This is a genomic window from Achromobacter sp. ACRQX (assembly GCF_022346505.1).
Taxonomy (GTDB): Bacteria; Pseudomonadota; Gammaproteobacteria; order Burkholderiales; family Burkholderiaceae_B; genus Achromobacter; species Achromobacter animicus.
In genome coordinates this window covers 77613-87417 of sequence record NZ_JAKRML010000027.1, presented here as the reverse complement: position 1 = coordinate 87417, position 9805 = coordinate 77613, and the positions used below count along the sequence as shown (strand labels likewise).

At 58.1% G+C, this 9805-nt stretch carries 10 protein-coding genes; 1 reads left to right on the top strand and 9 read right to left on the bottom strand.

Annotated features, from left to right (window positions below; translation table 11 throughout):
* Positions 1-439: 439 nt before the first annotated feature.
* The 5 genes from MHZ91_RS21550 to MHZ91_RS21530 form a co-directional block, all read right to left on the bottom strand.
* Complete coding sequence (locus MHZ91_RS21550) at positions 440-724, bottom strand: hypothetical protein (RefSeq protein ID WP_239215635.1); 285 nt, start codon at positions 722-724, stop codon at positions 440-442.
* Positions 725-941: 217 nt separating this feature from the next.
* A complete protein-coding gene (locus MHZ91_RS21545) occupies positions 942-1355 on the bottom strand; it encodes a hypothetical protein (RefSeq protein WP_239215633.1) in 414 nt (137 codons plus the stop codon).
* Positions 1352-1831 (bottom strand): hypothetical protein, encoded by a 480-nt coding sequence (locus MHZ91_RS21540; protein WP_239215631.1) that lies wholly within the window; start codon positions 1829-1831, stop codon positions 1352-1354. The genes MHZ91_RS21545 and MHZ91_RS21540 overlap by 4 nt, the downstream gene beginning before the upstream one ends.
* Positions 1812-2144 carry a hypothetical protein gene (locus tag MHZ91_RS21535; protein ID WP_239215629.1) on the bottom strand — a complete coding sequence of 111 codons (333 nt, stop codon included), beginning with the start codon at positions 2142-2144 and terminating at the stop codon, positions 1812-1814. The genes MHZ91_RS21540 and MHZ91_RS21535 overlap by 20 nt, the downstream gene beginning before the upstream one ends.
* Positions 2141-2629 carry a glycoside hydrolase family 104 protein gene (locus MHZ91_RS21530; protein WP_239215628.1) on the bottom strand — a complete coding sequence of 163 codons (489 nt, stop codon included), beginning with the start codon at positions 2627-2629 and terminating at the stop codon, positions 2141-2143. Before MHZ91_RS21530 ends, MHZ91_RS21535 begins: the two co-directional genes overlap by 4 nt.
* Positions 2630-2738: 109 nt before the next feature.
* Between MHZ91_RS21530 and MHZ91_RS21525 the strand changes: the two genes are divergently transcribed.
* Positions 2739-3407, top strand: coding sequence for a bifunctional 2-polyprenyl-6-hydroxyphenol methylase/3-demethylubiquinol 3-O-methyltransferase UbiG (locus MHZ91_RS21525; protein WP_239215627.1), 669 nt, complete (start codon positions 2739-2741; stop codon positions 3405-3407).
* Here MHZ91_RS21525 and MHZ91_RS21520 read toward each other — a convergent pair.
* From MHZ91_RS21520 to MHZ91_RS21505, 4 genes are read right to left on the bottom strand one after another with little or no spacing between them, the layout of a single operon-like run.
* The gene (locus MHZ91_RS21520) at positions 3404-3793 is read right to left on the bottom strand and encodes a hypothetical protein (RefSeq protein ID WP_239215626.1); all 390 of its coding nucleotides are present in this window, start codon (positions 3791-3793) and stop codon (positions 3404-3406) included. The two genes, MHZ91_RS21525 and MHZ91_RS21520, sit on opposite strands and share 4 nt — an antisense overlap.
* Before the next feature lie 2 nt (positions 3794-3795).
* Entirely contained in the window at positions 3796-4740 is a 945-nt protein-coding gene (locus tag MHZ91_RS21515) for a hypothetical protein (protein WP_239215625.1), read from the bottom strand.
* Between the two features lies 1 nt (position 4741).
* A complete protein-coding gene (locus MHZ91_RS21510) occupies positions 4742-9430 on the bottom strand; it encodes a host specificity factor TipJ family phage tail protein (RefSeq protein ID WP_239215624.1) in 4689 nt (1562 codons plus the stop codon).
* Complete coding sequence (locus MHZ91_RS21505) at positions 9418-9804, bottom strand: hypothetical protein (RefSeq protein ID WP_239215623.1); 387 nt, start codon at positions 9802-9804, stop codon at positions 9418-9420. The genes MHZ91_RS21510 and MHZ91_RS21505 overlap by 13 nt, the downstream gene beginning before the upstream one ends.
* Between the last annotated feature and the right edge of the window lies 1 nt (position 9805).

Below are 9805 nucleotides of genomic sequence, written 5' to 3'. Positions count from 1 at the left end.
TCCCCGCCCCGATACAATCACGGGCATGAATTCCGCACTGCAAAACACCGCCGCCGACGCCCACGCGGGCCACACTCCCATGATGCAGCATCATGCGCGATAGTTCACCTAACGCTTTGACTTTCCACAGGTAATTGCGCTACACGTCTAATATTCTGTGCCCGCTTAGCACCCCGTAAGCCCGCATGTTTCCTAGTCGATTCTGCGAGTATTAGACGCAAGAAATGTCCTACTTCACTCCCCTATCGGAGCGCCCCGGAGGCTGCTGGACCTGCACCCACTGGCACGGTGAGACAACCGACCAAGGGCGCAGGCCGTACTGCCGCTACGAGCCTCAATTCCCAATTGCTCCGTCGTTCCCGGACAATGGATGCGGGCATTGGTTGAGAGAGGTGGGAGCGGACGACGAAATCAGGCTATCGAAGGATCGCGGGCCTGATTAAGCTTCCTCGTCCCGTACCGACCAGGCTCCAATCGGCCTGCGGTCTGGCTCCTTTATGACGTGTTGCACCGGTTTTGCTTTCAGGGAAACCGAGTGAACAGTGTCATACCAGAACTGTTCTATTTGCGCGTTGGGCGGCCGCCCCTCTTTCATCCCGTGGTGCACGTAATGCTGCTCCGGATCAAGGCCGGAAGCCGCCACGTCTGGATATCGCTTGGTGTAAAACTTCGGATCGAACCTCGCCGTTATCTTCGGCGGTTTTTTGAATAGCCGGTCAAACATCGCAAGCCTCGTTCTATTAGTCTAGGGCCAACGTCTTAAATGTAGGAAATGTGTGACGTTAATGCAACCCATGTATCGGATTATGTGGGCGGCATGTCACAAGCATCATTTCTTGGCGGTCCAAGCGTTGACCACGGCCTGATGCCGGGCGGCGCACTCCGCATACTGGAATGCCAGCGCGGCATGCGCCAGCGCCAGATCATCCCAAGACGGCGAATCAACGCGCGGGACTGGCGGGCAGGGCGCGCTGAGGTTGACGGGCAGCGTTGGCCGCGTCGATGGCGTCGTTGGTTGCGCGCACCCGGCCAGGGTCACGCACGCAGTCAGCAGGCAACGGGCGCTGAACGATTTCACGGGTGTACCTCTCGATGACCTGGGGCCGCGTGGCGGCAAGCTGATCTATGCGGACTTGCAGGTCGCTGGACAAGCCGGTCAGGCGCTCGGCTTCCGACTTAAATTCCTCCAGGCCTGCCACGCGGTGGGCTTCCTGGCAATCGGCCCGCCCGGCCTCTCGCTGGCTATGGCCGTACCATGCGATCCCGGCGCCGGCGAGGCCCAGCACCACTGCTCCCGCAGCACCAGCCGCGAGGTAGCCCTTCCACCCAGCCAGCATCTTCATGGCGGCGATCATGGCGTATTCAGCCAGTCAGGGACCGGCGCGGGCGGCTGCGGTGGCGGCGGCGACAATACTTCCTCCACCTTGCGCACCGCGGTGCTAGCCGACTTGGCGGCGGCTGTAGCCTTGGTCGCGGCGGTGCCTGCCTTCGATGCGGCGCCTTTGGCGGCCTTGATGGCGCCGTGGGCCGCGTCAGCCGCCCGTTCTACCTTCTCGGCAGCCTGCGCGGTGGTTGTCGTGATCGCTGGCAGCCGGTCTTCAATGACCAGCATGAGCTGCCTGTTGATATCCATAAGACGCTGCTGCTCCGCTTGATGGGCGGCGGACAAGCTTGCCACCTGAACATCAGCGCGAGAAAGCCCTACCGCTTGGCCGATGGCGAAGCTGCCGCCCACCACCAGAAATAGCAGCACCCAGCCCTCGACAAGGCTGACCACCCTGGGGTGCTTGCGATATAGGCGGTCGATCGCCTCACGGATGCGGGTTGGCATTTATCTTCTCCAGTCGTGCTTGCATGTACTCCATTCTTGTTTCGAGTTTGGCGACCTTCTCGCGCAGGTCGGCCACCTCCCTGTAAGCGTCGTTCCGCTCTTTGGCGAACATGTCCGCTCTGGTGTTTGCTGCGGCCAGTTGCTTGGTCAGCATGTCGATCACGTCGACGCGCGCTTCGTCGCCGGCGCGCTCCACGGAATCTTTCGACAGCCACCGCCGCAGCATCAAGCCGCCGCCTACAATCGTCGCGGCGATGGCGCCGATCCACCCACCGATGCCACCGCCGGCAAAATCTTCGGGCAGCTGCATCATGCCTCCGCGAGGCTGCCGCCTGCGCGCACATAGGCGTTACGCAACCGCTCGATCTTCTGTTCGTGCTGGCCGTACCCAGCGCCCGGTAGGCTGGCCCAGATGTTGCGCACCTTCGACACGGCCTCATCAAACCGACCAGCCTGGATATCAGCGATCGCGCGCCGCTCCTTGAGCTGCTGGATGGCGTATCGGTCCTGAGACATCGGCCCAAAATCGGGAAGCTTCAGCAGCGCCTTGTAGTGCGGCCAGTACCGGTAAAGGATCTGGTAGCGTCCCGCCGCAGTGGAAGATAGCGTCGAGTTCAGCTTCACCAGCACGTTCGGATGTTCGTCGTAACCCGTGAACAGCTTGCCGCCCACCAGCACGTCGTAGCCGTCGTCCTTCGTCGGCTGCCGGCCGTCGTCAGTCCCCTCGGACACCGCCAGCATGTCCAGGAACGCCAGCACGTTGCGCCCGCCTGCCTCTTTTTCGCTCATCCTTGCCATAACTTTCCCTTTCCTTGCAGGCATGAAAAAGCCGCCTTTCGGCGGCGGTCTATAAAGAACTCTGTTCAGTACAATCAGGCCGAACTCAACCCATACGGCCAGACGCGCGATGCAACTTCAAATTATCAAGCGGATCAGTTCGGTGTTTCAGCGTAAGAGCAAAGCGCATCAAACGGCGCATCAGTACTGGAAGAGCTGTGCTAACACCTTCCTGGCCGGCGACCCCACCTATTACGACCGACAGGAGGTAGCCTTGCGGGCCATCCTTGCAGGTCTCGACGCCAGAGAACTGAACGGCCTGGATGTCGGCTGTGGCAATGGTCGTTTCTCTTTAGTAATGGGTGAATATCTAAACTCTGTCACCGCTTTCGATCTGTCAAAGCAACTGATCGCCGAGGCCATTCTGAAATCGAAGGCTTCGCCACACGTCCGATTTCAGCAACGCGATCTGGAAGATGGGTTTCCCGCCGGTATGTTCGGCGTCGTGGCAGGCATGGGCATAGCTTCCACGCTGATAGACGAAAAAGTCTTCAAGGGATTCATTCGAGACCTTGGCAAAGCTGTTGCTCCTGCGGGACACTTAATTACCAAGGATTCCCTCAGCACGACCGGGACCGATAAGGCGGTCACCAGCGGCTCCTACATCACCACGTATCGCGATCAGACCAGGTACGAGAACGAGATTCGTAAAGCTGGCTTCACACTGATGCACAAGCAGGAATTGGCGTCCGCTGATGGCCTGACAAACCATTTATACCTTTGGAAAAAGACCCCCTAGAGCCTGATGGCGTCGGCCGAAATAAACAACTCATCTAGGATTTGGCTATTCCAACCCAGGGCGGCGGCGCCGGCAGCAAGCGCTAAGCTATCGCGGCGAAAGGTAGTTCCTTTCTGAAAGGCTAGTCGATGCAATGGGTCCGTGTCAGAGCTAGCTGCCCACGCCTCCACTTCATCGTAAAGTCCAGCGGCCATCAGCGCTGCGTACGCCTGCCCTGCCGAGACTTCCTGAGGGACGTGAACAGGAGTAGGGTCTGGCGGAAGCACTTCGTTCCCTTCTTCCTCCCACTCCAGAAACTTCTGGAAATCGGCATTGCCCAGATCACGGGGAATGTAAACTCCGTCTTCAAGACGGTGGATAGTTTCTTCGTTGACGATTTTGTACATACTCAAAGCTCCGCATTAGCTGTCCAAGACCATTGATTTTCCTGCTGTGACGTTCCACCAAAGGCGAACGTCACAAAATTTGCGTTCCCAGCTGCGAAGACGACGGAACCCACGGCTGAAACCACGGAAACGCTTGGGGAAGCACGTTTGGATACCTTATAAGGAATGGGCAACCGTTGTGGGATAGCGCCAGAGTTTCCTGGCTGCGTGTAAGCCATATTCCCGTCCGAGCTTTCGAAGTAACGCTGGCAACGACCCAACATCGCGTCCGGTGGGAGATATTCGAAAGGTGTCGCGACTCCCAACTCTAATTGCGGCAGCGAGAAGGTTCCGCCTGTAAATCGCACGGTCGCGTTCGTCGCCGCAGGAAGCGAAATGCTCGCGCCATTAGCAACTGGCGTTCCATTTACTGTCGCAGTCGCTGTACCCGTCCAAGACAAAGAATACGAGCCGCCTTCCATGCAAAGAGATTCGACCACCTGCTCCACACCGCCGGCAGGAGCCGTCATGATCCGAAAGATTCCGGAGAGCGTTGAAGTCAGATTTTGCCCCGAGGTGACCACGCGCCACCTATCCAACGTGTACTGTAATGCACCGGTAGTTGCCGTCCCTGATACGTAGTTGCGCTGATTGACGATCCCTTGAGCATTGATGAGCTTGTTCTTAAAGCTAGCCGTGGGAATCACACCCGTGCCCACGTCCGAAGCGAACAAGGGCCGTTCTAACACTCGGCCGATTTCCACCCATGCGCTGCCAGCAGCATTCCTTCTCCACAATGTTCCGGTGCCGGTGTCGGCCCAGGTCATATAGGCACCGGCTAGGCTTGCAGGATCTACCGATCCCGCGAAGTCTGTGGCGATGGTCGCCAGAGCTCCGTTTGCTTGTTGCACCATCTGCAATCCAGGCAGGGGCGGCGTGGTGGAAATCGCGATAGCTTCTTGCGTCATATCAGTACCCTTGGGCGAGCCAATTGATAACCCGTGAGACGGGCGTTGCGTTGTTGAACATTTGGATGTTGAACCCCAGTAGTGGGTCGACCGTTTGTTGGATCACCGCCCGATCTCCAGCGACAGCGTCCAACGTTGTCACCTGCAGGTTCGGCTTTGTGTGGAACTCTTTCGGGAAACTGATGCGCAGGCCGCCGGAAGGGACCGTAACGCCCGTTCCTGTCTGGACAAGGTCAGGCACATCAATGGTCCAGGAGAAATGACGGACAAACGGAACGATCAGCGGGTCATCGGTTTGCAGAACCAATCTCACCCGGAAGTAGCGGCCCTGTATGGTCCCAGGAACATAGTCCTGCCACGGGCCAAAAACGCCGTCGTCCTGAGCAAACTGAATTTGCGGTGTGATGCTGTAATGCTGTTGGTTGGAGCCATTCAGAATGTCCTGCTCGGCTAACACATCCACCAGCGATAGGACGTTCTCGCCGAAGTTCAGCGCGTAGGCGTCAATCGTGAAGTCCACGCGAACGTTCGTCACGTAGCCGATGTCAACGATGTTCTCATCTGCTGTCTGATACGTTCCGCTGCTGACCACGCCGCCAAACCACAGCACATCATCCAATGACAGCACATCGCCAGACTGGAGGATGTCGCCGATAGGCGCCAGCGTCAGTTCTCCATCAAAGACGAACGCCCGCGGCGTTACCCTATAGCCCCCGCCTGTCCACAGCAGCAATGCGCCAGCCAGCGGAGGCACCGCCAAGACGACGTTGTTGCTGCTGGAGATGGAGTAGTCTGTGACTGTCACCGCGCTTGCGACGGTATCGATGACAGAGGTGGGGGCATCAGAGACTTCCAATTGCGGGGAATCCACAAGAATTCCGCTGATACCGTCGCCAACAGTGGTGGTAGAGGAAAGAGCGTAAATGCGGGCGGTGATGGCGGTGTGGGCATCTGACGTAACCGTTATCGAAAATCTCCACCATCCTCCCGAGTACGGCGTTGCCAGCACGACAAGATCTGAGAAGGCGGACCCAACGTTAGTCGCGATCAGCGCGCCATCCGTCAGCCTCCAGTCGCCACGCGCACTAGCGTTAACAGTGTCCTGCCCGTTGAGGTAGATGCGGATTCGATCAAACTCGGCAGCCTTAGCAAATACGGACCATGTAAACCGCTGGGCAATTGCTGATTTGGCAACCGCTTGCGTGAAACCTCCACCAGACAAGCCCGTGCCTGCATTGGGCCTAATCTTGAACGCGGTGCTACTTCCGCGAAGAGTCGGAACCGCCGTGGCATATGCCGCATAATTCGTGGTGGTCCATGGTGATATAGCAAGATTGACGGACTGGCGAACCAGATTCGTTCGCGGCGTCGTGTAAAGAAGTTGATCCCCCTGCCAATCTCGGCGAAATATCGACGGATCGCCCACCAACTCATCGACAGGCAGCCGGAACTCGTCCTTAACTCCGTCGCCGTCCCCAAAATACTGGGGCATGTCAGCCACAATAAGTTCGCTGTCCGTGTCCAGAATGCCCGTCCACTCCGGATCCTCATTGACCGTGACCAGCACGTTCCGGACCAACACAGCCCCGGATATCTGAAGGCTGTCCGGCGGTCCGTAAAGTGTCGTGGCTCCAGTCCTGAACCTCGCGGCGACAAAGTACAAACCGTTTCCGACAGCCAACATTTCCAGATTCGCCGTAGTACCGATCGTGCGGGAATCAGCCCAGGACGAGCCAAGACGGACCTCGTAATCGGGCTGTCGGATGTCAACAACTCGGTTCCACACCAACGTTGTCAGCCCGTCCCGGAATACGCTGCTCAGGCCGGTGACCGCAGGCAGAGGCGCGAGCAAACCCTGAACGTTGTATTGCCGAGTCAAGGGAGTGCCAGTACCCAACTGGTTTACCGGCCTCACCGTTGCGACAATCACATCGCCGGTCTTCGCCTGCACCGTGACGCGACGTTCCATAGTCGTGATCGGGTCTTGTGCTACACCGTTGATGCTGTAGTTAACCTGAACCCGGTTCGACGCCGACAACACCCACCCGATCTGCACGTCGATCAGATCCGAGGCTACGTTCCTGATGGATTCCGAGAACTCAACGGAAAAGACAATGCCGCCCAATAGAGTGCCATCACGCGGCGGCGTATACGCATAGGGGTTCGTCTCGCTAAGGTAGTAGTTGTAGTCTTCGTCGGTGGCTTCGAAGCGTATTCCATCCCCTGCGGGCGTAACGCTAGTAACCTTGAATCGTCGCCCAGGCGTTTCGATAGGATCGAACTGCCACGCCCAATCAAAGGGGCTGTAATCCTCGTAACCCGGGTCACCGGGCAAAGGGAATCCTCCCAACGGTGAAACGATGGTAAGTTCGCTAACCTCCCCGACGGCGGAGGTGACATTTCCGGCCCACATGTTCCCATGCGGATCCCGCAACAGGATGATGCCGGTACCGTCAGTTGCCACTGCTTGCGTGAGAACTAGTGTTGGCGTGCCCCCGCCATGAGATCCGGGAGCCAGGCGCCCCGAGTAACCCCAAACCGTCAAGTCGTGGGAGAAGTTGACAACGTCGCCGCGGGTGCAGACCAGACCTTCCAGATCGGTTTCCCACGTGATCTTTCGGCGTCGGAAGACCTGGCTAGCCGCAATCAGATTAGCTTCGCGCCCCGCCATATCACTATTCGTGCAGCCATCGAGATCCAACTGCAAGGGGTTATTGGTGGAAAGCGCTCCAGGCACCATCACCCGCACTTCACCCATCGTCCAGCCAGCATCCTTGTCAATGAAGTTCACGACGACCTCGTCGACCGTCCCTTCATTCAGGTATGCGATCTTGAATGAACCTGCTTTGATGTTGAACGGGCCAAACATGGCCGTGATTGGGAGTGCTTCAGCGTCCCACACCACGCCTAGTTTCCCCGTCTGGTACGACATCGTCGCCCGCCCAGCCCGCGCGATCATTTGCAGGACGGCGGCGGCGCTCATCTTGCGATCAAGTACGTAATCGAAAGTCAGACGCTTCTGATCGCACCACGCCGCCCACGCCTTGATGCCTTCGATGTCGATCTGAGAGTCACTAAGCCCACCACCGAAGATACGATTCCCGGCTGCGTTGTAACCTCCTCGGGCGAAGTAAAGGAACCACCAAGCGGGATTGGACGTGGGCAGAAAATCCCACGCCGATCCAGTCCAAACTGAACACCAGGCGGTCGCGATAGCGCTGAACTCGTCGACCACACCATTCAATTGGCCAGTGGCCTTGATGCGAAGGGCAACCCGGCACTGCCCCGAGTAATCCGCCGTATCCGTCTGGAAGGCCAGAATTTGACTCACGGCGGTCTCGTTGGATTCCCGCGAGTCGTTGATATCGGGCGTTGCCTTCATGACTCGGACTTCGTACTGGCCCTCCGGTACGCCCCAGCTGATGGCTGCGCGGGTCGGTTCCTGCCTGCCACCGAAGAACCGATTGCCGGGCGCACCAGGGGTAATCAACGGGTCAGGCGCGATACCTTGCCACGGCTGTCCGAGCTGGAAAGGATGCGGTTTCCATTGCCATTGACCCGTGCGGACGACAAGCAGATTGTCTGGATCTTGAATAATGAAAGACTCACCATCCACATGATCCGCTGGGTTCACGCTACCAAAGTCGATCTGGGTTCTCTCGGGGAACACTACGGCAGACCAGTAGTGCGTGGCGAAAACAGCGTCGATGGTCCCGTACTCGATCCACGTATCAGTGCCCACCCTGCGGAACTGCACCCGCACGTCTACCGATCGCGTGGCTAAAGTCCCATCGTCGTTCACCCGAAACAGACGGCTGGCGAACTCCACCCAGATGTTCGTGACATTGGGCGGCGTTGTCCTCGAAACCCACCCGTCCGCTTGCGAAATGGCGAACCCTTGCATTGTGTCAACGTTGCCCGGGAACATGGCAAGCTTCCCATCTGGCGCGGACACCTGCATCTGAACGCCTTGGTAGGCGTAAACGGGGGTGTCGCCGATCCTGAAATCGCTCAATGCGACGGAAATGCCCTGAAGCCCAAAATGGAAAACCTGATTCAGATACTGGTCATCGCCCATCTGCTGGTTATATGGCGAGCTGCCCAGATCAGGGACAACCTTGTGACGGCCGAAAACCAGCAACATCGTTTCCCATGGGCGAGGACGGTTTCGGCCACCCTGGATCGAATACGTCGGGCTGCTCTCGTATTTTTCCCCGACGCCGAGTTTCGCCGCTGTGGGCAACGGCATGGGAATCAAAGCATTGATGAGCAGCGTCCCACCAAGCATGATGATGCTGCTGCCGATTGCACCGGCCGTTGCGCCAGTAAACCCCAGTGCGCCGCCCACCGCTGCACCATATCCGGCACTCACCACCACCAAGGCAATCAATGCAACAGTACGCAGAATCTTTCCACCGCCACCACCGCCCTGCATTTGAGGCGCAATGAGCACATGGTCGCCCTGCCTGGGGATCAGCCGGGTCCACAGCTCCTCAGGAACACGACGACCGTTATGCCATACATTGACGTGGCGGGACGGCATCCTAATACCGACACGTTCGACATAGCGTCCTAACGTCTCCCCAGGCAAAAATGCCGCGTATGCACAGTCCCGTAGATCCGGACGGAGTGGGTTCTGCAGCGCAACCAGTGACGGCGCACCGGTGTCGAGGAGTTCTACGACTTCCACTTATAAAACCCCTCAACTTTGTAATCAATCATCGTCATGGACCGAAGGCGCTGCCGGATAACAGACCCAAAACCCTTGTCCGCATGAAGCACCCACCACTCGTTTGCCAACTTGCACATAACTCCGATGTGGAAAAGATCGCCTCGAGCAGTGAGCAGGACAGGGTGCCCCTCCAAGGGAGCATCGATCTTTTCCGCAAAATCGATCTTGAGAGTCGCAATCTGGCCAGCTTGCTCGCGAAGCCCAGACGCATGGGAGACAGGCAACCCGGGGCGAATGTTCAAGACTTCGTTGGCCACCCTCTCCGCAAAAGCGGCGCAATCTCCCGTGCCTGGAACATAAGGCACATTCACATACCGGTCAGACCAGTGCATT

Bases quoted from the DNA above. Each gene is read 5' to 3' on its own strand.
- MHZ91_RS21515 (WP_239215625.1), bottom strand. From the start codon at position 4,740: ATGACGCAAGAAGCTATCGCGATTTCCACCACGCCGCCCCTGCCTGGA.
- MHZ91_RS21540 (WP_239215631.1), bottom strand. From the start codon at position 1,831: ATGCCAACCCGCATCCGTGAGGCGATCGACCGCCTATATCGCAAGCAC.
- MHZ91_RS21520 (WP_239215626.1), bottom strand. From the start codon at position 3,793: ATGTACAAAATCGTCAACGAAGAAACTATCCACCGTCTTGAAGACGGA.
- MHZ91_RS21525 (WP_239215627.1), top strand. From the start codon at position 2,739: ATGCAACTTCAAATTATCAAGCGGATCAGTTCGGTGTTTCAGCGTAAG.
- MHZ91_RS21535 (WP_239215629.1), bottom strand. From the start codon at position 2,144: ATGATGCAGCTGCCCGAAGATTTTGCCGGCGGTGGCATCGGTGGGTGG.
- MHZ91_RS21505 (WP_239215623.1), bottom strand. From the start codon at position 9,804: ATGCACTGGTCTGACCGGTATGTGAATGTGCCTTATGTTCCAGGCACG.
- MHZ91_RS21550 (WP_239215635.1), bottom strand. From the start codon at position 724: ATGTTTGACCGGCTATTCAAAAAACCGCCGAAGATAACGGCGAGGTTC.
- MHZ91_RS21530 (WP_239215628.1), bottom strand. From the start codon at position 2,629: ATGGCAAGGATGAGCGAAAAAGAGGCAGGCGGGCGCAACGTGCTGGCG.
- MHZ91_RS21545 (WP_239215633.1), bottom strand. From the start codon at position 1,355: ATGATCGCCGCCATGAAGATGCTGGCTGGGTGGAAGGGCTACCTCGCG.